The 24,014-nt window shown below is 69.9% G+C and carries 28 protein-coding genes and 1 riboswitch; of the genes, 22 read left to right on the plus strand and 6 right to left on the minus strand.

The annotated features are described in order from the left end of the window. Window position 1 precedes the first annotated feature (1 nt). From ACIQ9G_RS25340 to ACIQ9G_RS25360, 5 genes are all read left to right on the plus strand, one after another. Entirely contained in the window at window positions 2-511 is a 510-nt protein-coding gene (locus ACIQ9G_RS25340) for a hypothetical protein (protein WP_403613542.1), read from the plus strand. Window positions 512-616: 105 nt separating this feature from the next. Further along, window positions 617-805, plus strand: coding sequence for a hypothetical protein (locus ACIQ9G_RS25345; protein ID WP_403613544.1), 189 nt, complete (start codon window positions 617-619; stop codon window positions 803-805). Beyond that, entirely contained in the window at window positions 793-1,272 is a 480-nt protein-coding gene (locus ACIQ9G_RS25350; protein ID WP_403613547.1) for a hypothetical protein, read from the plus strand. The genes ACIQ9G_RS25345 and ACIQ9G_RS25350 overlap by 13 nt, the downstream gene beginning before the upstream one ends. A 259-nt stretch (window positions 1,273-1,531) precedes the next feature. Continuing rightward, window positions 1,532-1,681: a hypothetical protein gene (locus tag ACIQ9G_RS25355; RefSeq protein WP_403613550.1), complete on the plus strand. Its 150-nt coding sequence runs from the start codon at window positions 1,532-1,534 to the stop codon at window positions 1,679-1,681. Continuing rightward, the gene (locus ACIQ9G_RS25360) at window positions 1,678-2,274 is read left to right on the plus strand and encodes a hypothetical protein (protein WP_403613553.1); all 597 of its coding nucleotides are present in this window, start codon (window positions 1,678-1,680) and stop codon (window positions 2,272-2,274) included. The genes ACIQ9G_RS25355 and ACIQ9G_RS25360 overlap by 4 nt, the downstream gene beginning before the upstream one ends. 5 nt (window positions 2,275-2,279) lie before the next feature. On the opposite strand, the gene ACIQ9G_RS25365 is transcribed toward ACIQ9G_RS25360, so the two are convergent. Together ACIQ9G_RS25365 and ACIQ9G_RS25370 are read right to left on the minus strand one after the other, a co-directional pair. Next, the gene (locus tag ACIQ9G_RS25365; RefSeq protein WP_403613555.1) at window positions 2,280-2,480 is read right to left on the minus strand and encodes a DUF397 domain-containing protein; all 201 of its coding nucleotides are present in this window, start codon (window positions 2,478-2,480) and stop codon (window positions 2,280-2,282) included. Between the two features lie 4 nt (window positions 2,481-2,484). Next, window positions 2,485-3,336: a helix-turn-helix domain-containing protein gene (locus ACIQ9G_RS25370; RefSeq protein WP_403613558.1), complete on the minus strand. Its 852-nt coding sequence runs from the start codon at window positions 3,334-3,336 to the stop codon at window positions 2,485-2,487. A gap of 236 nt (window positions 3,337-3,572) precedes the next feature. Here ACIQ9G_RS25370 and ACIQ9G_RS25375 point away from each other — a divergent pair, with 236 nt between their 5' ends. Next, the gene (locus ACIQ9G_RS25375) at window positions 3,573-3,992 is read left to right on the plus strand and encodes an ATP-binding protein (RefSeq protein WP_403613560.1); all 420 of its coding nucleotides are present in this window, start codon (window positions 3,573-3,575) and stop codon (window positions 3,990-3,992) included. A 47-nt stretch (window positions 3,993-4,039) separates the two neighbouring features. After that, window positions 4,040-4,414, plus strand: a complete 375-nt coding sequence (locus tag ACIQ9G_RS25380) for a hypothetical protein (protein WP_403613563.1) — start codon at window positions 4,040-4,042, stop codon at window positions 4,412-4,414. A 30-nt stretch (window positions 4,415-4,444) separates the two neighbouring features. Here the strand turns inward: ACIQ9G_RS25380 and ACIQ9G_RS25385 are convergent, their stop codons facing one another. Continuing rightward, on the minus strand, window positions 4,445-5,542 hold the full coding sequence (locus ACIQ9G_RS25385; RefSeq protein ID WP_403613566.1) for a hypothetical protein: 1,098 nt from the start codon (window positions 5,540-5,542) through the stop codon (window positions 4,445-4,447). A gap of 116 nt (window positions 5,543-5,658) precedes the next feature. Here ACIQ9G_RS25385 and ACIQ9G_RS25390 point away from each other — a divergent pair, with 116 nt between their 5' ends. From ACIQ9G_RS25390 to ACIQ9G_RS25400, 3 genes are all read left to right on the plus strand, one after another. Then, window positions 5,659-6,330, plus strand: coding sequence for a hypothetical protein (locus ACIQ9G_RS25390; protein ID WP_403613569.1), 672 nt, complete (start codon window positions 5,659-5,661; stop codon window positions 6,328-6,330). A gap of 107 nt (window positions 6,331-6,437) precedes the next feature. Further along, window positions 6,438-6,899 (plus strand): SUKH-4 family immunity protein, encoded by a 462-nt coding sequence (locus ACIQ9G_RS25395; protein ID WP_403613572.1) that lies wholly within the window; start codon window positions 6,438-6,440, stop codon window positions 6,897-6,899. Between the two features lie 251 nt (window positions 6,900-7,150). Further along, window positions 7,151-8,680 (plus strand): CehA/McbA family metallohydrolase, encoded by a 1,530-nt coding sequence (locus ACIQ9G_RS25400; protein ID WP_403613575.1) that lies wholly within the window; start codon window positions 7,151-7,153, stop codon window positions 8,678-8,680. Window positions 8,681-8,726: 46 nt separating this feature from the next. Here ACIQ9G_RS25400 and ACIQ9G_RS25405 read toward each other — a convergent pair whose 3' ends face one another. The 3 genes from ACIQ9G_RS25405 to ACIQ9G_RS25415 all read right to left on the minus strand — a co-directional run bounded on the left by ACIQ9G_RS25405 (window position 8,727) and on the right by ACIQ9G_RS25415 (window position 10,542). Then, window positions 8,727-9,170, minus strand: coding sequence for a hypothetical protein (locus tag ACIQ9G_RS25405; RefSeq protein WP_403613578.1), 444 nt, complete (start codon window positions 9,168-9,170; stop codon window positions 8,727-8,729). A gap of 210 nt (window positions 9,171-9,380) precedes the next feature. Continuing rightward, window positions 9,381-9,761, minus strand: coding sequence for a hypothetical protein (locus ACIQ9G_RS25410; protein ID WP_403613581.1), 381 nt, complete (start codon window positions 9,759-9,761; stop codon window positions 9,381-9,383). Between the two features lie 64 nt (window positions 9,762-9,825). Further along, window positions 9,826-10,542, minus strand: a complete 717-nt coding sequence (locus ACIQ9G_RS25415; protein ID WP_403613584.1) for a hypothetical protein — start codon at window positions 10,540-10,542, stop codon at window positions 9,826-9,828. A 444-nt stretch (window positions 10,543-10,986) separates the two neighbouring features. Between ACIQ9G_RS25415 and ACIQ9G_RS25420 the strand changes: the two genes are divergently transcribed. The 12 genes from ACIQ9G_RS25420 to ACIQ9G_RS25475 all read left to right on the plus strand — a co-directional run bounded on the left by ACIQ9G_RS25420 (window position 10,987) and on the right by ACIQ9G_RS25475 (window position 23,836). Then, complete coding sequence (locus ACIQ9G_RS25420) at window positions 10,987-11,814, plus strand: glycoside hydrolase domain-containing protein (RefSeq protein WP_403613587.1); 828 nt, start codon at window positions 10,987-10,989, stop codon at window positions 11,812-11,814. A 44-nt stretch (window positions 11,815-11,858) separates the two neighbouring features. Further along, window positions 11,859-12,485 (plus strand): hypothetical protein, encoded by a 627-nt coding sequence (locus ACIQ9G_RS25425; RefSeq protein WP_403613590.1) that lies wholly within the window; start codon window positions 11,859-11,861, stop codon window positions 12,483-12,485. Between the two features lie 353 nt (window positions 12,486-12,838). Further along, window positions 12,839-13,486 (plus strand): SurA N-terminal domain-containing protein, encoded by a 648-nt coding sequence (locus ACIQ9G_RS25430; RefSeq protein ID WP_403613593.1) that lies wholly within the window; start codon window positions 12,839-12,841, stop codon window positions 13,484-13,486. A 153-nt stretch (window positions 13,487-13,639) separates the two neighbouring features. After that, a complete protein-coding gene (locus ACIQ9G_RS25435; RefSeq protein ID WP_403613596.1) occupies window positions 13,640-14,662 on the plus strand; it encodes a nucleoside triphosphate pyrophosphohydrolase in 1,023 nt (340 codons plus the stop codon). Then, window positions 14,659-15,945, plus strand: a complete 1,287-nt coding sequence (locus tag ACIQ9G_RS25440; protein WP_403613598.1) for a cytochrome P450 — start codon at window positions 14,659-14,661, stop codon at window positions 15,943-15,945. The genes ACIQ9G_RS25435 and ACIQ9G_RS25440 overlap by 4 nt, the downstream gene beginning before the upstream one ends. Window positions 15,946-16,138: 193 nt before the next feature. Then, window positions 16,139-17,182, plus strand: coding sequence for a transglycosylase family protein (locus ACIQ9G_RS25445; RefSeq protein WP_403613814.1), 1,044 nt, complete (start codon window positions 16,139-16,141; stop codon window positions 17,180-17,182). Between the two features lie 182 nt (window positions 17,183-17,364). Continuing rightward, a riboswitch (cyclic di-AMP (ydaO/yuaA leader) is annotated at window positions 17,365-17,531 on the plus strand. Window positions 17,532-17,534: 3 nt separating this feature from the next. Beyond that, window positions 17,535-18,203 carry a transglycosylase family protein gene (locus ACIQ9G_RS25450; protein ID WP_403613600.1) on the plus strand — a complete coding sequence of 223 codons (669 nt, stop codon included), beginning with the start codon at window positions 17,535-17,537 and terminating at the stop codon, window positions 18,201-18,203. 318 nt (window positions 18,204-18,521) lie between these two features. Further along, entirely contained in the window at window positions 18,522-19,823 is a 1,302-nt protein-coding gene (gene eno / locus ACIQ9G_RS25455) for a phosphopyruvate hydratase (protein WP_403613603.1), read from the plus strand. 213 nt (window positions 19,824-20,036) lie between these two features. Then, window positions 20,037-20,507, plus strand: coding sequence for a septum formation initiator family protein (locus ACIQ9G_RS25460; protein ID WP_403613605.1), 471 nt, complete (start codon window positions 20,037-20,039; stop codon window positions 20,505-20,507). 26 nt (window positions 20,508-20,533) lie between these two features. Next, complete coding sequence (locus ACIQ9G_RS25465) at window positions 20,534-21,061, plus strand: DUF501 domain-containing protein (protein WP_356188646.1); 528 nt, start codon at window positions 20,534-20,536, stop codon at window positions 21,059-21,061. Continuing rightward, window positions 21,058-21,999 (plus strand): exopolyphosphatase, encoded by a 942-nt coding sequence (locus ACIQ9G_RS25470; protein WP_403613608.1) that lies wholly within the window; start codon window positions 21,058-21,060, stop codon window positions 21,997-21,999. Before ACIQ9G_RS25465 ends, ACIQ9G_RS25470 begins: the two co-directional genes overlap by 4 nt. Before the next feature lie 433 nt (window positions 22,000-22,432). Beyond that, entirely contained in the window at window positions 22,433-23,836 is a 1,404-nt protein-coding gene (locus ACIQ9G_RS25475) for an NAD(P)/FAD-dependent oxidoreductase (RefSeq protein ID WP_403613610.1), read from the plus strand. Window positions 23,837-24,014: the final 178 nt, after the last annotated feature.

Raw genomic sequence — 24,014 nt, forward strand, 5'->3', positions numbered from 1 at the left:
CATGAGCGTTGATCGGTTGAGCGCTGCGGTCGAACTGGTGAAGCGTGTGATGTCCCAGCGCGATGAGTGGGAGATCCAGAACCGGGTAGGTGATGGCCTGTCGACGGCGACCTTCACCGACTCGTGTCCCGATGATTTCGTTCAGGCGGCACGGGTCGTTGACGGAGGAAATTTTGGGGTCCTCACAGTCTTCGCGCTTCGGGAGGCGGCTGACTTTCAGTTCTACGCTGATCAGGTCGAGGGGGGGCCAGTCCGTCTCGGCCGCGATGAGTGGTTCTGTTGCGGTCTCATCAGTGACGAACCCTTCTTCATCAAGAAGGCGGATGGGTCGGTGTGGACCTTCCCGGACACTGGGGTCGAGTGGTGGATGTCCTCGGATTTCCGTCGAAGTGCTGCCGGATTCATCTCCTTCATGTTGGAATTCGCCTTCGGTTCCGGGTACAGGGAAATCACACCGCTGGGTGAAAATGACCAATGGCTGCAGCTGCTGAACGAGGCGGCGCTCGCTTGAGTTAAAACATCGAACAGGTCGCGAACAATTCCATAGAGATACGGCCCGCCGCTCGCTGCGGCGGGCCGTATCTCTATGGAAGTCGATAACAGGAAGACCGTCTAGATGAACGACAGCACTTACATTACCCACGAAGATCCAGTCGCCCGTGGTGCCAACAACTACCTGGCCATGGTAGATCTGAGGCCCTTCGGTTTCGAGGGCGCGTACGAACAGGTTTGGCTCTCAGCCCTCGCCGATGGAAAATACGAAGTCGACGTGTTGGAGCGAAAGAGGCACCTGTGCTTGACGTGATTCCCTGGGTTGGACTGGAGTCGGCCCGTTTCGGGGAGACGAGAGGCGAACTGCGTGATCGGCTCGGAGCAGCCACCTCCTTCGTGCGCGTCCCGGGAACCCCACCCGTCGATCACTACGTGGATCTGGGGCTACTCCTCAGCTTCGACGCATCGGACCGACTGGTCTTCATCGAGGCGACCACAAGAGCGCGGCCGGCCTTTGCGTCTGTCGAGTTGTGTGGACGTCCGTTCGGCGAGGTCGTGGACGATTTGACGAGCCGGGGGGTGACCGTCGAGATCGACGACTCGGGCGGTGTACTTCAAGGAACCGGGATCGCGCTTTACACTCCTGCGCCGGATGAGCCCGACGTCGAGGTGGAGGCAGTATCGCTCTTCAGCGCCAAGGCCGAGGCTTCCCCTTCCGATATTCCGCCGCCGGCTTCGACCGGGAGGCCTGGGAGCGAAGGGGAGGAGACGTTGTTCTAAGGCACGGCCGGCTTGGATCGCCGATCGCCGAGCCTTTGAAGCCGACCTCCGTCATCAGTGACGGAGGTCGGCTTCTTGCCGCTGGACTCCGGCGAGACACTGTGGATCTACCTGGGCAAGGGCAACGCCGACCTGCTCGCGCGCCAGTCCAGCACCGGCGACCTGTACCTGTACAAGGTCACCGGCAAGACCGGCTCCGAGGCCTTCTCCTCCCGGATCAAGGGGCGTAGCGCCTGGAACGGCGATCAGCGGCGACGGCATGACAGACTTCCTGGCCCGCACCCCCGGCGGCAGGCTCTACCTCTACAAGGGAACCGCGCAGGCGACCACGGGGATCTTCGCCGCCCGGGTCTCGGTAGGCACCGGCTTCCAGTACTACGACACGTCCAGTACAAGGTGCAGGCAATGAGTGAAGCACAGGACCACGTCGCCCGCCTGGCATGGCTTGACGAGGAGAGTAAGAACGCGACTGTTGCGCTGCTCCTCGTCAGGTACTGCAGCTGGCACACGGACCCCAAGTTCGGGCAGTGGTTCGGGCGGGCCCGAGACGCGCTGGCGCAGGCGACGTCCGCTGCTCACGCTGTGCTTCGAGGAGAGACTCCTGACCTCGCGAGCCTCCGCGCCGAGCTGGACGAGGCGCTGGAGGCATGTGATCCGGACGGCCCGCCTTTCGAAGCGGCAATCACGGATCACCTGGTGTTCGCCACCGAAGTGCTCGACTGCCTCCTCGCGCCGGACGACTCAGACGCGCTCGTTCAAGTCCTCGAACGTGCCGATGAACTGGCAGAGGCACACGATGAAATGGCTCGGGAGGAACTGCCGGCAGGCCATGAGCTGGCAACGGTCGACTTCCAAGGGATGGAGTCCGATGCCCGCCAGGCGGACGGCGGGACACTTGTGGACAGGCGTGCAGCTGTGCAGCGAAGCGAGAAGTTCGCCGACCTGTACGCACGCGTCATCGGGCTGAGCTACTCGGACGATGATGCTGGAGTGGGTGGCTGAGGCAGTCAGACGTGGGGCCTGGCATAGCCCTTCAGGGCTTCGACGAAGGTGCTGAACGCCCCGGCCGGGAAGGTCAGGGTGGCTCTGGCCGGGGCTTTTGAGTCGCGGACGGCTATGTGGGTCGGCGAGGTCGCTATCTCGACGCAGGCGTTGCCTTCGCCGCCTCCGGAGTAGGACGACTTCTGCCAGGTTCTGGGGGTGATCATCGCTTCACAGTTCCTTCGCCAGCCTGTGGATGAAGTCCCGCGAACGCTCGGGTTCAAGCGACGCTGCCTCTAGCCTACGGAAGAGTGTTCGGAACCGAGCGAGTTGGGCCTCGGCATCGACGAACGTCGTGCCATGAGGGCCGTCGCGCACCACAGTGTCCAGCTTGGAGATAGGGCCGCCCGCATACACCATCGCGCTTCCAGCACCGGCGAACCCATCCAGATCAAAGGGAATGACGCGTACGGTGACGTGCTCTGCTTCGGAAAGCTCCAGAACGCGGACGAGCTGAGCACGTGCTGCGGAACGGTCACCGACTCTGATGCGCAGAGCCCCCTCATGGACGACGGCCTCGTACGGGGTCGGGTCGGGGCGCTGGAAGATGACCCTCCGCTTCATCCGATGCTCCACACGAAGCTCCACCTCGTCCTTGGGGAACTCCGGGTTCACGTAGGAGAAGAGCGCGCGGGCGTAGTCCTCGGTCTGCAGAAGACCCGGGATATGCAGGAAGTCGACGTCCCACCGGTAGCTGGCATGGTGCTCCAGTTCGGACAGATCCAGATACGCCGTAGGGAGGACCCCTCGGTACTCCTCCCACCAGCCGCGCGTGCGATCGGTCGCCATGGCCACCAGGGCCTGGATCAGTTCGTCGTCAGAGCATGCGTAGTTGGCTGCTAGCCGACGGAGTCGTTCCCCACTCACGCCCGTGAGTCCGGCCTCGATGTGGCTGATCTGAACGTGGCTCACTCCGAGCAGCGCTGCCGTCTCACGGGCGGCGAGTCCTGCCGCTTCGCGGAGCCTGCGCAGTTCGACCGCCAGACGCATCTGACGTGCCGTTGGCGCGCGCCTCGTCGTCATCGATCACTCCTGGGTCCAACGCGCCTGTGAGCGCGACTCGTTCGGGGGCAGATTACGCGGCTGGCTTGCTGAACCGAAACTGTAACCCCTACCGTCGGTGACGCGACGTACACGCTGCGGATTTCTGGGGCACCGGAAGCGCACCGCTCCGCCCTGCCAGGACGGTTGCGGCAGGCCACCGCCCACATCCGCCGCCCATCAACGCACGCCCTCAACTCGCTCTATGGAGCTGCCCCATGCCTGAAGCCAATCCCGCCGCCGACTCGTGGGAGTACTGCCTCTACATCCCCAACGATCCCCGCGCGGTCACCGTGAGTCGCCGCACCCTGCGGCTGATCCTCACGATGCACGGCCTCATCGGTCTGGTCGACGTGGCCGAGCTGCTGGCGACCGAGCTGGTCTCCAACGCCGTACGGCACACCAAGGGGCCGGCCGCACTGAGGGTGCGCTGGGCGGCGGGGGTGCTGCGGATCGGGGCGTGGGACGCGGACCCCGCTCCGCCGGAGCCGCCGGTGCCGTGGGAGCAGGTCACCGATCTGGAGGAGGGACGAGGGCTCGAGCTCGTCCGGGCGTGCGCCGATCTGTGGGGCTGGCAGCCGTTGGCCAGGGAGGGCAACCGGGGCAAGATCGTGTGGTGTGAACTGGCCGCCGCCTGATCGATGAGCCGCGCCGGCTCTTCCTGCTGATCTGAAAGCGGGTTCGAATGCGCAACGTAGTCACCGTCGAGGTGTGGGACCCCTCATACCGCCGCTCAGAGGTTCCTCTGCCGAGGCTTCTGGATGTCTATCGATCGATTCCGGTAGGTGCGTCCCTTGGGTTGACCTTGGGTGACGGTGAGGACGACTGCGTCATCGTGACCGTGGAACCGGATTTCTCCACGGTCACGGCTCTGCGTGATCGGACGTTCTACAACCTGCAACTCTCTGACGATCCCGCGCAGGTGGAGATCACCGTTGCTGGTGAGGGGATCCACTGGCCGAGGGACTGCGTCCTGCCGCGGGAGATGGGAGTCCAGATTCTTCTGGAGGCCGCACAGCGCGAGGAGATGTGGTCCAGGCACACGTGGGTCGAACAGTGACGTCGTCCCCTGAGCGACCGCGTCCGCAGGTCAGTCCTCCTCGGCCAGCTGCCACAGATGGACGGACGTCCCGTTGCCGGAGACCGTGTACCAGGTGCCGTCCCCCGCGGAGCGGGCAGGCCCGGAGACCGGGAAGGGGTATCGGATCTCGCCGCGCAGGGTCATGCCGCGCGCGTCGACCAGCCAGTGGCGGGCCGTGCCGTGGCGGGCGTCGCACTCAGAGGTTCCGGCGACGACGGTGTCCTCGTCCACGAAGGCCGCCTCGTAGTCCCAGTACACCCTGTCCTCGCCGGTGCTGCCGGGGTGCGCCGGCACAGTGTCCTCGGCGTCCAGTTCCCGCAGGAGCGAGCCGTCTTCCACACGGTGGAGGCTGAGGGACCACTGTCCGAGGGGGACGGACAGGACGTACCGGCCGGACGGGCTCACCGCCAGGAGGATCCGCTCGATGCCGATCTGCTCGACGTTCAGCCGCTGCCCGTCCCAGCGCCCCCACAGCACGGGCGATCCTTCCTCGCCCTCGCCGATGCTCAGCCCCATCTGCGTGGGGTCCGGGTGCGGGGTGTGCTCGGAGCCGGAGGCCACGGTCAGGGTGTCCACACGCCCCAGAATCCGTCCGTCCGTGGCGTCCAGGATCATCCACCGTTCCCGGCCGTCCTCCGTGCCGCTGTCGCTGCCCCGCGGGCCGAGGACATGCGTCCAGACCAGTCCGCCGTCCGCGCTGACGGCGACCGAGCCGCCGTCGGCGTAGAAGTGCTCCTCGTCGTCGGCGTATTCGTCGAACGAATGGTGCGTCACGGAGCAGCCGGCGCTCCAGCAGCCGTGCCGTACCTCCCACCGCGTGGCACCGTTCGCCTCGACCGATCGCACCGCGTGCACGCCGGCGAACACCGCGGTGTCCAGCTTCGGCGACACCGCCACCGTTCCGAAGCGGCGCGGCCAAGGCGCCAGGAACCGGACCTCGGCCGCCCGGCCCTCGCTGGGTACGTCCAGGTCGACGGCCACCACCTCGGTGTCCCCACGCTGTACGAGCAGCCTGCGGCCGGGCCAGTGCAGCACCTGCGGAGCCTCGGCTGACGCCCGGTCAAGGGGAGCGGTGACAGTGGAGACGAGACGAGCGGCGATGGTCACGGAATCCTCCAGCCCCGGATGAGGCACGATGCGAGGGCCCGATTCTGTAGGGGCCGTGCGGCAGGGGCAAGGCGATGGCTGTGGCACGTCACCGGTGAGTGAAGTAGGTGAGTCGGTTGGACTGGCGCGAAGACGACACGCTGTCGGCGCAGATCCGTGGCATGAGTCGACGGCAGCGTCATCAGGCCGCCTACCTCGCTCTGCGCAGATTGCAGGCACCGTTGGTGAGCATCGAGATGCCTGCGGACTGGGGGATCGATCCCGCCGCGGTCACCACTCTGCTCCGCAAGGGTGCCGCGCGACTTGACGGCGAGGCCGATGAGGGTCTCGCGGAGGCAATCGTGGACATCAGCTCCGCACCCTTGTTCGAGTCCGAAGTCGAGCCCGAACTCACGGAGTTGTTCCAGTTGGAGGCTATCAACGGCTGGCTTCTGCTCGGCAACGCCTTGGGGGAGATGAGCGAGGAGCAAACCCATGAGGTCGTCGGCCTCGCGCGAGAGATGGCCACCTACCTCGATTCGTGCATGGACGACTCGCTCACCGTGGTGGACGGGGAAGAGTGCCGTGAACGCTATCTCGCCGGCGCCGACGAGCGCCTTCGGGCCTACGGTCTGGGTTATTTCGGAACCAGGAACCTGGAAATCGAACGCGCCTGTCACGAGGCGATCCTCGCTGCTCCAGGGGACTCGCACCTGCTTGAGTCGCCGGCCGGCAGTCGACTGGAGGCTGCGTGCGACGAATACAGCAGCCAACTCTTGCCGGCGCTACGGGCATACGCCGCCGAGTGAGTCGTTTCCCCTTCTCGGGCTGACGTGGCCGAAGTGCTGTCTAGTGCTGTAACCGCGTAGGTTCACCGGCTTGGTGAAGCATCGGCGGGGCGGGCTATGTTCTCGGCATGAACGACGCTGAAGTCGCCTCACTCTTGGCTGGATGTGCTCGTTGCCCATACCCCGGGGTGTGGCAGGGTCCCCCTCTCGCGGAACGCACGTACGACGGTGTGAGGTATGCCCTGGTCGCCGTCGACCCAGGGCTGAGCACGCTCGTCCTACGGCGTGGCGAGGGCTCGCTGTGGTGTGTGCCGGAGGACGGTATCCCCCAACTTGTGAACTCCAGTGTCGAGGCGTTCGTCGCCTTCAGCCGCGCTTATGAGGAAGCCGCTGCTGAGGCCGCCGCGTACGGGGGGCCCGGCGACGGTCTGGATGACGACGAGGCCGTGGATCTGGCCGAGCAGGCCGCCGACGCGCTCACTGAAGCGTTGCTGGAACGATTCAGGGTGCTTGATACCGCAGCCGTTGCCGACGAGAACTCCTTCTGGCACATCGGGGCCGAGGAACTGGGCTACGGCATGAGTGTGTGACCACGTCGAGGCAGGTCGATGCAGGCATGCCGTGAAGCCTTCATTCCGGGATCATCCTCCGTCCACGAAGCCGGATCAGAGTCTGAGGGCCCTTGGTGCGTTCATCGTGCACCTATCAAGACGACTTTACTGAGGACGACATGTGCCTTGACGGACATTGCGAGCACAACGCGGATCCCCTCCCGGCCGACGCCGTGGGTGCCGGCGACTCGGCCGCCGGACCGGGGCGGCGGCGACTGATCACCGCGGGGATGGCCGGCGCCGCCGCCCTCACCCTGGCCCCGGTCTCGTTCGCGCGGGCGGCCGACGGCTCGTCCGGCGGCACGAGCCCGGCGAGTGGCAGCGCGACCCGCACCATCACCGGGTCCCTGGAGACCGGGGCCGCGGATTTCGTCTACCTCCCTGTCGAGGTTCCCGAGGGCGTGCAGAAGATCGCGGTCTCGTATTCCTACGACAAGCCGGCCGTGCCCGCCGGCACGCCGGGCAACGCCTGCGACATCGGTGTGTTCGACGAGCGGGGCACCGCGCTCGGCGGACGCGGTTTCCGTGGCTGGTCCGGTGGTTTCCGTACGTCGTTCGAGATCAGCAACAGTGACGCCACGCCGGGATACCTGCCCGGCCCGGTCAACGCCGGCACCTGGAACATCGTGCTCGGCCCCTACCAGGTGGCGCCGCAGGGCATGAACTACCGGGTCGAGGTGACGCTGACCTACGGCGAACCCGGGCCCGACTACGTCAAGAAGTACCCGCCGCAGCGGGCCAGGGGCCGCGGCCGTGACTGGTACCGCGGCGACTGCCATCTGCACACGGTGTACTCCGACGGCAAGCGCCTGCCGAGCGAGGTCGCGGCCGGCGCGCGCGCCGCCGGGCTGGACTTCATGGTCTCCACCGACCACAACACGCCCGCCTCGCACGCGGTGTGGGGCGAGCACGCCGGGCCGGACCTGCTGATCATCCCCGGTGAGGAGGTCACCACCCGCAACGGGCACTGGCTGGCCCTCGGCCTTCCGGCGGGAGAGTGGATCGACTGGCGCTACCGTTCGCGCGACGACGCGTTCGGCCGCTTCTCGCGGCAGGTGCGCCGCGGTGGTGGCCTCGTGGTCCCCGCCCACATGTACTGCGCGTACGTCGCCTGCCAGTGGAAGTTCGGCTTCGAGGACGCCGACGCCACCGAGGTGTGGACCGGACCGTGGACCTACGACGACGAGCACGCGGTGAGCACCTGGGACCAGAAGCTCGGCGAGGCCGTCCGCACCGGCAAGCGCTGGCTCCCGGCCATGGGCAACAGCGACGCGCACAGCGATCCGCAGGTCATCGGCCTGCCGCACAACGTCGTCCACGCGGACGACCTGGCCACCGACTCCCTCATGGAGGGCATCCGCGCGGGCCGCAGCTGGATCGCGGAGTCGTCCTCCGTCAAGCTGACCTTCACCGCCAGCGGTCACGGCAGCCAGGCGGGGATCGGCGAGAAGCTGAGCGTTCCCGCCGATGCGCCGGTGGATGTCCGCCTCGACGTCCAGGGCGTGCCCAACGGCACGGTCCGGTTCATCACCGACGAGGGCCAGATGCACCAGGAGTCGGTGGGCGCCTCCGGGTCCGGCACGGTGGTGTGGCGGACGACCGCCTCGCTCGCAGCGTACGTACGGGCCGAGGTGCGCCACCCGATGGCGGACGGCAGCCCGGGGCAGGGCAACACCATGGGGCAGGCGCTGATGTTCGGTCCGATGGCCGCCCTGACCAACCCCGTCTTCCTGGACGCGACGCCGGCTGCGCGAATCTGACCGCGGACCGTACCGGGGACGGCGGATTCCCCGGTACGGCCGGGCGTCAGCGGGTCACCGGCAGACCCGACACGAACCGCGGGCCGTCCCCGCGGTGCTGGACCGGGAACGTGACCTTCAGCCCCTGCTCCTGGCCCGCCACCGACAGGTGGGTGACGAACTGCAGGCCCAGGAGGGCCTTCTTGGAGCCGCCCGCGGTGACGTACTCGTGGGGGAGGTCGACCATCAGCTTGCCCGGCTTGCCACCGCGGTTGCCGTCGAAGAACAGCACGCGCCGGTCGGTCAGGACGATGTACATCGGGCGAGGCGTGACCGTGGCGATCACCATGCCCGCGCTGAGGGCGCCGACCACGGCGGCCGTGAGCGCCCGCTTGCGGACGGAGACCGAGCCGACACCGGCCAGGGTGGTCAGCAGCACCCGTTCGCCCTCGACGAGCAACGGGGCTGCCGTCTCGTGCAATTGGCGGTTGCGGCGGACGTTCAGGGCCATGGGACTCCGTACATGAGAGGAATCGACGCCGGCACGAGCCGGACCGCCGATCAAGACGGGGGGACGATAAGGAGATCGGATGAACGGCGGATGTCCGGACGGTAGGTGAACGGTCAAGCGACGGTCGTGTTCCTGTCGCACCGTCAGCCGTGCCCGTCAGTCGCCCGCCGTGCCTTCGCCCCGCCGTGGCTTCGCCCCCCCCGGACAGGCCTACCGTCCGTACGGATATCCGTACGACTGTCCCTGCGGGGGCGCCGGCGGGGTTCCGTACATCGGCCGCTGCCCCTGGGCGCCCTGGGGCGAGCGGGGGTCGAAGACGGCGAAGAGCAGCATGGCCGTGGCCACCAGCAGGCACAGGAGGGCGACGGCGCCCAGGACCGGGTCGCCGTCGCCGCCGGACGTGATGGACGCCCACGGGAGCGTCACGCACTCGTAGAAGAGGAAGGCCGCGAACGCTCCCCAGTCCGAGCCGCGGCCGCGGCGGACCGCCACGACCAGGAACGGGACCCAGATCAGCAGGCCCAGCGAGCCCCACGCCAGGATCGACCAGGCGATCCGCTGGAACCAGCCGGCCTCCAGACGCTTTTCCATGCTTACCCCCCAAGGCAGTGCAGAGGGTAAGACTAGGTCACCGGGCGGCCCGCACAGACCCCTGTCAGGCCGTCTTCTTCAGGGACGCGACGATCTGCTGCGTCAGCTTCTTCGCCGTCGCCGCCCCGTTGTCGTGGCCGTCCGTCGACATCACGCTGACGACGTTGGTGCCGACGCGGGCGGCGATCAGCGTGGTGCCGTTCTGCCAGGCGGTGTCGGTCAGGGTGACCGTGTAGGCCTCGTCGCCCAGGCCGGGCGTGGCGGCGCCGGCCACCTTCACCTTCGAGTGGGTCTGGGAGTCGGCGAAGCCGTCGCAGGCCGCGGCCGTCTTCTGCACGGCCTTCACGACGTCCGAGGCCGTCGTGCCGCGGTAGGCGTCGATCTCCTGGGCGATGTCCTCGGAGGTGTTCTTGCTGACGTAGTCGTTCTGCGCGAAGGACACACCGGAGATCCCGGTGACCGCGATCCAGGCGGTGCCGCCCAGCTTCGCGCAGTCCGGCTTGGCCGCGGGGGCCGTCGACGGCGCCGTGTAGGTGTCGCCGGAGTCCCTGGCCCCGCTCGGGTCCACCGCGAAGCCGGCGGGGAAGAAGGACGCCGGAGCGAGCGCCTTCTTCATCTGCGCGCCGGTCAGCAGGCCCGCGTTCGGGTCCTTGGCGGGGGAGGAGGACGCCGACCCCTTGGCGGACGTGGCCTGCTGGGATCCGCAGGCCGCCAGGGCCAGGGGCAGCGCGGCCACGGCGAGGACACGGGCGGCGCGGGCGGTGCGGGACGGGATGTGCATCTGAGTCCTTCTGGGGAGAGCAACTGAGCCGGACGAGCGGCTGCTTGAGGCAGGGGAGCGGCCATCGGACCCTACGGCGTCCAGCGCGTGCATATTACACGTACGGGTATGGGGTTGCTCAACAACAGGTCAAGAACGGCGAGTTGACGTGCGCGGCGCACGTCCGCCACTAGTGAGACGGAAGTTTTTGCCGTTGCTTGAGGGAATCATGTGCTGAACAAGGGGCTCCGTTTCCCGTGCGCTGGGGCACCATCGGTTACTTTGCGATCCGCTACGGGCGCCGGGGAGAGTGCCGGCAGACGGACTCACGCGCGCCGTAAGCCGTTTCAGGGGACCAAGCGACGTTTTTCAGCGGACGCACGATGCCCGACCGTCGTCGTACGCCGCTCCACACGCATGCGCGCGGACGAACGCGCGCGCACGCACAGATAAAAAGGGGTGGGCATGGCCGAGCACCGGCAGTCCAGGAAGCGCAGGTACGTCACGTGGGCGGCGGCCGGGGCCGCCGTCGTCGCGGGAGCCGGGATCGCGGCGCAGACCTCGATGGCCGCCACCACCTGGCCGGCCCAGAAGACGTACACCGGCCGTGCCTTCGACACCTGCACCGCGCCCTCGCTGTCCACCATGAAGGCCTGGCACACCGGGTTCTACGGCGCCGCCGCCGTCTACGTCGGCGGCAAGAACCGCGGCTGCAACCAGCCCAACCTCACCGCCTCCTGGGTGAAGTCGGTCAGCTCCATCGGCTGGAAGCTCATCCCGATCTACGTCGGTGCCCAGCCGCCGTGCCAGACCAGCTCCAACCCGGAGAAGCTCACCGCCTCCACCGCCGCCTCCCTCGGCGCGAGCGACGGGGCCGACGCGGTCGCCAAGGCCTCGGCGCTCGGCATGAAGGCCGGCAGCCCGGTCTACCTCGACATGGAGCCGTACGACATCACCAACAAGTCGTGCAACGACGCCGTGCTCACCTACGTGCGCTCCTTCGACAAGGCCCTGCGCGCCAAGACCTACCGCACCGGCTTCTACGGCTTCACCAGCTCCAGCGCCAAGGCCATCGCCACCGCGACGGACAAGACCGACCTGCCGGGCAACCTCTGGTACGCCCTGTGGGACAAGCAGAACACCACCACCACCGACTGGCCCTGGGGCTCCACCCAGTTCACCAACCACAGCCGGGGCCACCAGTACATGGTGAACAGCAAGGAGTCGCACGGCGGCATCACCCTCACCGTCGACCGCGACGCGTGGGACGCGCCCGTCGCCATCACCGGCTGACGCGGAATCCGAGAGAAGAGCTGGGACAGGAGCGGGCGGTTCTCGTGGCCAAACAGGTCAGACAGGTGACGCGGGCGCGCCCGGCGACGGACGCGCGGACCCCGGCGGGCGGGCGGCTCGCCGGGGTGGGGCGGGCCGCCGTCAGCCGGCTGCGCTCGCTGCGCGGGCGCACCATCGCGCTCGCGGCGGGCGCGGTGGCCGTCGTCGCCGCGCTGGTCGTGGCGGGCGTGCTGCTGCTCGGGCACGACGACCGGCCGCCGATCCCCGAGACCCGCGCCCGGCACTACACCGAGACCGACGCCTGCCTGCTCACCGGCAAGGACGGCATCACCGGCACCACCGCCGCCCGCGCCTGGCAGGGCATGCAGGACGCCTCCCTCGCCACCCACGCCCGGGTCAGCTACTCCCAGGTGAGCGGCGAGCAGAGCGTCGGCAACGCGCGGCCCTTCCTCAACGGGATGCTGCAGCGCTCCTGCGACGTCGTCCTGGCCGTCGGCCGGCCCGAGACCACGGCGGCGGCCCAGACCGCACCGCGGTACGCGAAGGTCGGCTTCGTGCTGGTCGGCGGCGGTGGCCGCTCCGGCGGGAACGTGACCACGGTCGCCGCGGGCGACGGGGTGCGCGCCGACGTGGCCGCGGCCGTCGAGCGGGCGGTGCGCGGCCGGAGCTGAGCGGCGCGGGACGGTACGGGGGGCGCGGCGGTGCGCGGCCGGAGCTGAGCGGCGGGGGGCGGTGCGGGGGCGCGGCGGTGTGCGGCCGGAGCTGAGCGGCGGGGGCGGTACGGGGGCGCGGCGGTGCGCGGCCGGAGCTGAGCGGCGCGGGGCGGTGCGGCGGTGCGCGAACGGGGCTGAGCTACCGGGGCGCGGCGGTGGGCGAGCCGAGCCGAGGGCCCGGGCGGCGAGGCGGTGCCCGAACTCGTGGTGAATCGTTGGTCCAATGGGTTGGCCGGAGCCCGGCCGCTGCCTACCATCGATCATCGCAAGACTTTGTGCACCGTCGCACAATCTCTCCTCGGGAGGCTTCCTTGCACCGCCGCCGTCGCACCGCGCTCGTCCTGTCCGCCGTGATCGCCGCTGCGGCCCCCGCCCTCACCGCCTGCGGGAACGACGCCCATCCCGGCGCCGCCGCCGTGGTCGGCGGGCAGCGGATCACCGTCGCGCAGCTGCAGAGCAGGGTGGACGAGGTACGGCAGGCGCAGCGCGCCGCCGTGCCCGACGCGGCGCAGTACGAGCGGGTGGTCGCCCGGACCGGCACGCTCGCCCGGGACACCCTGCACCAGCTGGTCCTCAACCGGGTCCTCGACCGGGCCGCCCGGGACGCGGGCGTCTCCGTCAGCCGCCGGGAGATCCAGCAGATGCGCACCGGCCTCGAGCGGCAGGCGGGCGGCCGCAAGGGACTGCAGACGGCCTGGCTCCAGCAGTACGGGGTGCCGCCGAAGCGCCTGGACGAGAACCTCCGCCTCCAGCTGGAGGCCCAGAAGCTGGCGACCAAGCTGCACGCCGACACCAGCCAGCCGGCGTTCTGGAAGGCCCTGTCCGACGCCTCCCGGTCGCTGCGCGTCGACCTCAACCCGCGCTACGGCAGCTGGGACGTCCAGAAGAGCACTCGCGTCGAGACGAAGAGCCCGTGGCTGCGCGACGTCTCCACGCAGACCGCGCAGCAGACGGCCTGACGCGCACGCCCGATACGCGGGCCTGACACGGACGCCTGACACGCACGGTCCGACGGCGGCGTCCGCCGGGCCCCTGGCGAGCCCCCGCGGGGGCCCGGCGGACGTCTGTGGACGGCCCGCGGGGCTGTCGGTCCCGTGCGTTACGTTCGGAGCGTGAACACCACCAGCATCGACGCCGCTCCGGACGCGCCGGCCGCCGCCCCCGGCCGCGTCGTTCTGCTCACGACCAGCCACCGGGTCGCGCCGGGCCTGCTGTCCTGGCCCGCCTGGCAGGCGCTGCGCGTGGCCGACCGGGTGCTGTGCGCGGACGGCGCGCACCCGCAGCTGCCCTATCTGCGCGAGGCGGGCGTGGCCGTGGACGAGGCGGCGCCGACCGCCGAGGAGCTGGTCGCGGCCTGTGCCGGGGGCCGCACGGTCGTGGTGGTGGCGACCGGCGAGGGCGAACCGGCCCTGACCGACGGACTCGCCCGTCTCGCGGGCTCCGGCCGGGTCGCCATGCCGGAGCTGGAGCTGCTGCCCGCCTCCTACGACCTGCCGGGCGCCCGGCTGCTCGACCTGGTCCAGGTCATGGACCGTATCCGCGCCGAGTGCCCCTGGTCCTCCCGCCAGACCCACCAGGGCCTGGCGAAGTACGGGATCGAGGAGGCGTACGAGCTGGTCGAGGCGATCGAGGACGGCGACCGCGCCGAGCTGCGCGAGGAGCTCGGGGACGTCCTGCTCCAGGTCGTCTTCCACGCCCGGATCGCCGAGGAGGACCCCGAGGCGCCGTTCTCCATCGACGACGTCGCCGGCGGCATCGTCGCCAAGCTGATCCACCGCCACCCGCACGTCTTCGGGGAGGAGACGGCCGCGACCCCCGAGGAGGTCAAGGAGCACTGGCTGCGCACCAAGGCCGAGGAGAAGCGCCGGACCTCCGTCACCGAGGGCGTCCCGCTCGGCCAGCCCGGCCTCGCCCTGGCCGCGAAGCTGGCGTCCCGGGTGCGCACGGCGGGCCTGGACGTGCCGCTGCCGAAGGCGGAGGGCGTCGGCTACGAACTGCTGGCGATGGCCGCCCGCGCCGAGGCCGGGGGCGTCGACCCGGAGGCGGCGCTGCGCGCGGCGGCCCGCGCCTACCGGGACGCCATCAGGGAGACGGAGCGAGCGGCCGCCGCACGGCCGGATAACGTCGAGGAGTGACCGCCCAGCCCCCGCCGGACCACCCCGGACCCGACAGCCCCGCCCCCGAGCTCTTCACCTGGGAGTTCGCGAGTGACCCCTACCCGGCGTACGCCTGGCTGCGCGAGCATGCCCCGGTGCACCGCACCCGGCTGCCCAGCGGGGTCGAGGCCTGGCTGGTCACCCGGTACGCCGACGCCAAGCAGGCCCTGGCCGACCAGCGGCTGAGCAAGAACCCGGCGCACCACGACGAGCCCGCGCACGCCAAGGGCAAGACCGGCATCCCCGGCGAGCGCAAGGCCGAGCTGATGACCCATCTGCTCAACATCGACCCGCCGGACCACACCCGGCTGCGCCGGCTGGTCAGCAAGGCGTTCACGCCCCGCCGCGTCGCCGAGTTCGCGCCGCGCGTGCAGGAGCTGGCCGACGACCTCATCGACCGGTTCGCCGAGCGCGGCACGGCCGACCTCATCCACGAGTTCGCCTTCCCGCTTCCCATCTACGCCATCTGCGACCTGCTCGGCGTCCCGCGCGAGGACCAGGACGACTTCCGGGACTGGGCGGGCATGATGATCCGGCACGGGGGAGGCCCGCGGGGCGGGGTCGCCCGGGCGGTGAAGCGGATGCGCGGCTATCTCGCCGACCTCATCCACCGCAAGCGGCAGGCGCTCCCGGCCGAGCCCGGACCGGGCGAGGACCTCATCTCCGGTCTCATCCGCGCCTCCGACCACGGCGAGCACCTCACCGAGAACGAGGCCGCCGCGATGGCCTTCATCCTCCTCTTCGCGGGCTTCGAGACGACCGTCAACCTCATCGGCAACGGCACCTACGCCCTGCTCACCCACCCCGGGCAGCGGCGCCGGCTGCAGGACTCGCTGGCGGCCGGGGAACGCGGCCTGCTGGAGACCGGGGTCGAGGAACTCCTGCGCTACGACGGCCCCGTGGAACTGGCCACCTGGCGGTTCGCCACCCGGCCGCTCACCATCGGCGGGCAGGACATCGCGCCCGGCGACCCGGTCCTCGTCGTCCTCGCCGCCGCCGACCGGGACCCCGGGCGGTTCGCCGACCCGGACGTGCTCGACCTCGGCCGGCGCGACAACCAGCACCTCGGCTACGGGCACGGCATCCACTACTGCCTCGGCGCCCCGCTCGCCCGGCTGGAGGGCCAGACCGCGCTCGCCACCCTCCTGACCCGGCTGCCGGACCTCCGACTCGACGCGGACCCGGCGGACTTGCGCTGGCGCGGCGGGCTCATCATGCGCGGCCTGCGCACGCTGCCCGTCCGGTTCACGCCCCTTGCCTGAGTACGGCAGGTGTCGTCCCCCGGCCGGTGCGCCGGTGAAGGAAAAGTGACGCACTCTCAACTATGTGATCTTCACGTGATCTGCGCGGCATGAACTTGTGACAAGTGATCGGTACCCGCTACGTTCACGCATCAGCGTGGCGGAGAGCGTTTCCCGCCGCGCCGGTCACCGCTGTCACGCGAAAGGCTTCCGCATGCTCCCCGGGAACGGCCGTCACCGTCGCCCCCGCCAGGCCCCGGCCATCCTCGTCGCGGCCGGTGTGACCGGATCCGCCATCGCCCTTCCGCTGCTCGGCGCCTCCGGCGCGAGCGCGGCCGACGGCACCACGTGGGACAAGGTGGCGGAGTGCGAGAGCGGCGGCTCCTGGAGCGCCGACAACGGCAACGGCTACTACGGCGGATTGCAGTTGACCCAGGACGACTGGGAGAAGTACGGCGGCGTCTCCTTCGCCCCGAGCGCGGACCAGGCCAGCCGGTCCCAGCAGATATCCGTCGCCGAGAAGATACTCGCCGACCGGGGTCCCGGCGCCTGGCCCACCTGCGGTCTGCTGTCCGGCCTCACCAAGGACTCCGGCGCGGCGAACGTCGACACCGGCCTGGGGGGCGATTCGTCCGGCTCGCCGGACTCCTCCGGTTCGTCCGGTTCGACCGACTCGGGACTGTCCAACGCGGCGCCGGGTATATCCCACTCGTCCGGTTCGTCCGACTCTTCGCACGGCAGGTACGGTTCGTCCGGTTCCTCGGACGATTCCAGCGCGACGCCATCGACTTCGCCCTCGTCGCCCACGCCATCCGGCAAGAAGGGTGAATCGGGTAAGTCCGACACATCCGCCGATGCCGGTGCATCGCATGACTCCGGCAGCTCTCCCTCGATGTCTCCCGAGGTGGACGACTCGGACAACTACGCCCAAGTCGGCGGTTCTTCCGCGCTGGTGGACACCGGCTCCATCGGTGGTCGGCACCGCGGCGGCAGCGCGGCGGAGGGCCCGGCCGACATCCGGGTCGACACCTCCTCCGGCCGGCACGCCTCGCGCGGCGACGCCGACGCGCGCGCCACGGTGGACGACTCGTACACCGTTCGCGCCGGGGACTCGCTCGCGTCCATCGCCGACTCCCTTGACCTCGACGGCGGATGGCGTTCGCTCTATGCGGCGAACAAGGATGCGATCGGTGCCGACCCGAATCACATTTTCGCCGGTCAGACCCTTGATCTCCCTACCGAAACCACCCAAAAGTAGGGGGAATTCGGGGCGCATTTAGCACCTAATGTCCGATTAGGTGAAAGTGTGGGATGGGTCTCAGAAGCCCTGATCGTCTTTGAAATTCCCCGGATCGCGTGTCTACGGTCGTGTCCGCTCGTCACCACGAGCCCCGGCTGTCGCAACGCCGAATCCTGCCAGCGGCTGCCCGGGACCAGTCGTCGCGTCATGCGCCGTAGGCAGGAGCGGGGGACCCAAGGTAAGTGCCGTATCCGGCGGTTGAGCCGGACCGGCTAGGGGTGAAGCCGTGCGCCGCGAGGGGCACGGCCGGGCAACTCAACCGGCCCGAACCCGACAGCTCACCTCGCAGGCGTCGGTGAGGGGATCCACCATGCTGTTTTCGAGCAAGGGCAAGCACCGTCGTCCGTCCAAGGCCACCCGCGCCATCGCCCTCGCCGGTGTCACCGGCGCCGCAGTCGCCGCCCCGCTGATGGCGACCGGCACGGCCTCCGCCGCCACCGCCTCCGAGTGGGACGCGGTCGCCCAGTGCGAGTCCGGTGGCAACTGGTCCATCAACACGGGCAACGGCTTCTACGGCGGTCTGCAGTTCACCAACTCCACCTGGGCCGCCTTCGGTGGCACCGCCTACGCCTCCCGCGCCGACCTGGCGAGCAAGTCGCAGCAGATCGCCGTCGCCGAGAAGGTTCTCGCGAGCCAGGGCAAGGGTGCCTGGCCGGTCTGCGGCAAGAACCTGTCCAGCACCCCGTACAGCGGTGGCACCGGCACCTCGACGAAGAGCACCACCACCCGCTCCACCGAGAAGCAGGCCGCCAACCGCTCCGCGACGCGTCCGGCCGCCAAGAAGACCGTCACCACCCCGACCGGCAAGAAGGTCAAGAAGGGTGACGGCGAGTACAAGGTGGTCGCCGGCGACACCCTCAGCACCATCGCGCAGAAGCACAAGGTGCAGGGCGGCTGGAAGAAGCTGTTCGAGCTGAACAAGGACATCGTCCAGGACGCCAACCTGATCTACCCGGGCCAGCAGCTGCACCTGAAGTGACAGCGGCCCGGTAGCCGGACCACCGGCCCCTCCCGCGCGTGACCCCGGCCCCCCTGGGGGTCACGCGAGGGGCCGCTTCCCGCCCTCACGGGCTCCCCGCCCCGGTGCGTGTTCCCCCGTACGCACCGGGGCGGGGCTTTTGTGTCTCCAAGTGGTCCCGGTTTCCCCGGCCCCTTTGTTCCGCGCGTGAACAATGTGTACGGTCAGCCTGTCCACGGGACGGTCGGTCGGTCGGCCGGCGGCCCGTGGCGGTTAGGCTCTAGGCGCAAGGCACACCAGCCCCGCACAACCAGCGTCACATCCACGAAGGAGATGCTCGTGCCGTCCATCGACGTCGTCGTAGCCCGGGAAATCCTGGACTCCCGAGGCAACCCCACGGTCGAGGTCGAGGTCGGCCTCGACGACGGCAGCACGGGTCGTGCCGCCGTCCCGTCCGGCGCCTCCACCGGCGCCTTCGAGGCCATCGAGCTCCGCGACGGTGACCCGAGCCGCTACCAGGGCAAGGGCGTCGAGAAGGCCGTCCTCGCCGTGATCGAGCAGATCGGCCCGGAGCTGGTCGGCTACGACGCCACCGAGCAGCGCCTGATCGACCAGGCCATGTTCGACCTGGACGCCACCGACAACAAGGGCTCCCTCGGCGCCAACGCCATCCTCGGCGTCTCCCTCGCCGTCGCCCACGCCGCCTCCGAGGCCAGCGACCTCCCGCTCTTCCGCTACCTGGGCGGCCCGAACGCGCACCTGCTGCCGGTGCCGATGATGAACATCCTGAACGGCGGCTCGCACGCCGACTCCAACGTGGACATCCAGGAGTTCATGATCGCCCCGATCGGCGCGGAGTCCTTCTCCGAGGCCCTGCGCTGGGGCACCGAGGTCTACCACACCCTGAAGAAGGTCCTGAAGAGCAAGGGCCTGTCCACCGGCCTCGGCGACGAGGGCGGCTTCGCCCCGAACCTCGGCTCCAACCGCGAGGCCCTGGACCTCATCCTCGAGGCGATCAAGGAGGCCGGCTACACCCCCGGCGAGCAGATCGCCCTGGCGCTCGACGTCGCCGCGTCCGAGTTCTACAAGGACGGCTCCTACCTCTTCGAGGGCAAGGCCCGCACGGCCGCCGAGATGACCGACTACTACGCCGAGCTCGTCGCCGCGTACCCGCTGGTCTCCATCGAGGACCCGCTGTTCGAGGACGACTGGGAGGGCTGGAAGACCATCACCGACCAGCTCGGCGACAAGGTCCAGCTCGTCGGCGACGACCTGTTCGTCACCAACCCGGAGCGCCTGGCCAGGGGCATCGACGAGGGCGCCGCCAACGCGCTGCTGGTCAAGGTCAACCAGATCGGCTCGCTGACCGAGACCCTCGACGCGGTCGAGCTGGCCCAGCGCAACGGCTTCAAGTGCATGATGTCCCACCGCTCCGGCGAGACCGAGGACGTCACCATCGCCGACCTGGCCGTCGCCACCAACTGCGGCCAGATCAAGACCGGCGCCCCGGCCCGCTCCGAGCGCGTCGCCAAGTACAACCAGCTGCTGCGCATCGAGGAGATCCTCGACGACGCCGCGGTGTACGCCGGCCGCAGCGCGTTCCCGCGCTTCAAGGGGAACGTCGAGGTCTCCAAGGTCTGACCCCGCCCCGGCCCGGGGCCAACCCCGGGTGAGGCCTGGCCAGTCGCACGTACGTCCCCGTACTCGGTCCCGTACCGTGTCCGGGGACGTACGCGTGTGTGCCGACCCACGGGAGGCGGGGACGATGGCTGTACTGCGCTGTCCCGGGGGACGAGCCCCGGACCCCCGGCAGGAGGCAGAGGTGACCGGCGTAGTGAGTCGAGGTGGGAGGCCGTGACCGACCGGGACCGGTTCTCCACCTCGACCAGGCTCAGGCTGCTCGGCGAGCAGACCGCGGCCCGCGTCTACCGCTCCCAGACCCGGCGGCAGGCCCGCCGCTCCCGGCTCACCGGGCGCGCGGCGCTGCTCGCACTCGTGGTCTGCTCGCTGGTGGTCGCCCTGGCGTACCCGATGCGCCAGTACGTCTCCCAGCGCGCCGAGATCGACGAGCTCCAGCAGCAGAAGCAGCAGGCCCAGGAACGGGTGCAGCAGCTGCGCGACCTCAAGGCACGCTGGCAGGACGACGCGTACGCCCGGCAGCAGATCCGGCTGCGGCTGCACTACGTGCTGCCCGGCGAGACCGGTTTCGTGGTCGTCGACCCGGGCCGGGCCAGGCAGTCACGCTTCGACCTGGCGGCGGCCCGCCGCCCCTGGTACGTGAACGTCTGGGACGGAGTCGACAAGTCCGACGCCTCCGACCAGTGAACGGACCGACGCACAGAAAGCAAGGCATGGAAACGCCACCGCCCACGACCCCGCGCACCGAGCCCACCGACGCGGACGTCGAGGCCTTCAAGCAGCAGCTCGGGCGCCCGCCGCGCGGGCTGCGCGCGATCGCCCACCGGTGCCCCTGCGGGCAGCCGGACGTCGTCGAGACGGCCCCGCGGCTGCCCGACGGCACCCCCTTCCCCACGCTGTACTACCTGACGTGCCCCAAGGCGGCCTCCGCGATCGGCACCCTGGAGGCCAACGGCGTGATGAAGGAGATGACGGAGCGGCTGGGGACCGACCCCGAACTCGCCGCCGCCTACCGCGCCGCGCACGAGGACTACATCCGGCGCCGGGACGAGATCGAGGAGCTGACGGGCTTCCCGAGCGCCGGCGGGATGCCGGACCGGGTCAAGTGCCTGCACGTCCTGGTCGCCCACTCGCTGGCCGCCGGGCCGGGCGTCAACCCGCTCGGCGACGAGGCGCTCGCGATGCTGCCCGAGTGGTGGGCGAAGGGCGCCTGCGTGACGGTGCCGGAGGAGGACCGGTGACCCGGGTCGCAGCCGTCGACTGCGGCACGAACTCCATCCGGCTGCTCGTCGCCGACGCGAACCCCGGGACCGGCGAACTCGTCGAACTGGACCGGCGTATGACCATCGTGCGGCTCGGCCAGGGCGTCGACCGCACCGGGCGGCTCGCCCCCGAGGCGCTCGAGCGGACCTTCGCGGCCTGCCGCGAGTACGCCGAGGTCGTCAAGGAGCACGGCGCCGAGCGGCTGCGCTTCGTGGCCACCTCCGCCTCCCGGGACGCGGAGAACCGGGACGAGTTCGTGCGCGAGGTGCTGGACATCCTCGGCGTCGAGCCCGAGGTCATCTCCGGTGAGCAGGAGGCGGAGTTCTCCTTCACCGGCGCCACGAAGGAGCTGACCGGGCGCGCGGACCTGGCCAGGCCCTTCCTGGTCGTGGACATCGGCGGCGGCTCCACCGAGTTCGTCGTCGGCGACGACCACGTGCGGGCGGCGCGCTCCGTCGACGTCGGCTGCGTCCGGATGACGGAGCGTCACCTGTTGCGGGACGGGGTCGTCGCCGACCCGCCCAGCGAGGAGCGGATCGCCGCGATAAGGGCGGACGTCGAGGCGGCCCTCGACCTCGCCGAGCGGACGGTGCCGCTGCGCGAGGCGCGCACGCTGGTGGGCCTGGCCGGGTCGGTGACGACGGTGTCGGCGATCGCGCAGGACCTGCCCGCCTACGACTCCGCCGCCATTCACCACTCCCGCGTCTCGCACGACCGCGTCCGCGAGATCACCGAGCGGCTGCTGCACTCCACCCATGCCGAGCGCGCGGCGATCCCGTCCATGCACCCGGGCCGGGTCGACGTGATCGGCGCGGGCGCGCTGGTCCTGCTGGCGATCATGGAGCGGATCGGCGCCGAGGAGGTCGTCGTCAGCGAGCACGACATCCTCGACGGCATCGCGTGGTCGGTGGCCTAGGTCTCCTTTGCTACCGATCAGTAGCCTCGGCTGAGCAGGGCCGTATAACGTATGAGCGCGTCCGAGGGGCCCTCGCGCACCCCTCGGCGACGCTCCGCCGGAAAAGTTCGTGAAGTTCTTCACAAGGATTTCGGGACCGCCAGGGGCCGAAAGGCCCTCCGTTGGTCCTTTCGGGTCATCGACCGGCCCTGAGGGCCGCTCGGGGCAGCGGGGCGCGGGCGCTCCGGAAGGGTGCGGCAGAGGCCCGGTCCGGGGCCCCGGAAGGGCCTGACGGGCAGCTCACACGGCATGGACAACGGGCCGTGAGGTGCGGGGAGTTCCCTCCGCCGAGATGACCTGCGTCACGCGGGCCGCGGAGTTTAACACAGGGACTGCCGGAGCTTGTGAAGGGGCGCACGAGCGACCCCCCTGAGACGGGTGGATACTCGATGCCATGAGCACCACGGAGCGTCCCAGGATCCTCGTAGTAGGCGGTGGGTACGTAGGCCTGTACGCAGCTCGGCGCATCCTCAAGAAGATGCGCTACGGAGAGGCGACCGTCACGGTCGTCGACCCCCGGTCGTACATGACCTACCAGCCCTTCCTCCCCGAAGCCGCCGCCGGCAGCATCTCCCCGCGTCACGTCGTCGTCCCGCTGCGACGCGTGCTCCCCAAGGCGGAGGTCCTCACCGGCCGGGTCACCACCATCGACCAGGACCGCAAGGTCGCCACGATCGCCCCGCTGGTCGGCGAGGCGTACGAGCTGCCCTTCGACTACCTGGTCATCGCGATGGGCGCGGTCTCCCGCACCTTCCCGATCCCCGGCCTCGCCGAGCAGGGCATCGGCATGAAGGGCATCGAGGAGTCCATCGGCCTGCGCAACCACGTCCTCGAGCAGCTCGACAAGGCCGACTCCACGACCGACGAGGAGATCCGCCGCAAGGCGCTCACCTTCGTCTTCATCGGCGGCGGCTTCGCCGGCGCCGAGACCATCGGCGAGGTCGAGGACATGGCCCGGGACGCGGCCAAGTACTACACCAACGTGTCCCGCGAGGACATGCGCTTCATCCTCGTCGACGCCGCCGACAAGATCCTCCCCGAGGTCGGCCCGAAGCTCGGCCAGTACGGCAAGGAGCACCTCGAGGGCCGCGGTGTCGAGGTCTACCTGTCCACCTCCATGGACTCCTGCGTCGACGGCCACGTCGTGCTGAAGAACGGCCTCGAGGTCGACTCCAACACGATCGTCTGGACGGCCGGCGTCAAGCCGAACCCGGTGCTGTCCCGCTTCGGCCTCCCGCTCGGCCCGCGCGGCCACGTCGACTGCGCGCCCACCCTCCAGGTGCAGGGCACGGACTACATCTGGGCCGCCGGCGACAACGCCCAGGTGCCCGACCTCGCCGCCCGCAAGGCCGGTGTGGAGAACGCCTGGTGCCCGCCGAACGCCCAGCACGCGCTGCGCCAGGCCAGGGTCCTCGGCGACAACGTGGTCTCCGGCATGCGGGGCTTCCCGCAGAAGGAGTACAGCCACGCCAACAAGGGCGCGGTGGCGGGCCTCGGCCTGCACAAGGGCGTCGCGATGATCGTCATGGGCAAGATGAAGATCAAGCTCAAGGGCCGTCTCGCCTGGTACATGCACCGCGGCTACCACGGTCTGGCCATGCCGACCTGGAACCGCAAGATCCGCGTCTTCGCCGACTGGACGCTCGCCATGTTCCTCAAGCGCGAGGTCGTCTCCCTCGGCGCCATGGAGAACCCTCGCGAGGAGTTCTACGAGGCCGCCAAGCCGGCTCCGGCTCCGGCCGTGAAGGCGGGGGCCCCGGCCACCGCCAAGACCGAGGAGAAGGCCAAGGCCTCCTGACCTCCGGTCACCCGACACCCCGAAGGGGGCCACCCGCCATCCGTGGTGCGGGCGGCCCCCTTCGTCGTACGCGGACGGCCGGTCCCCCGGCCCCTGCATCCGGGGGACACCGGGGCGCGGCGGCGGGCGGGAGGGGCGGGTGTGCGCGAGGGTTTGCGCAGACGTAACGCGCGTGGGG

The organism is Streptomyces sp. NPDC096152 (assembly GCF_044763235.1).
GTDB lineage: Bacteria > Actinomycetota > Actinomycetes > Streptomycetales > Streptomycetaceae > Streptomyces.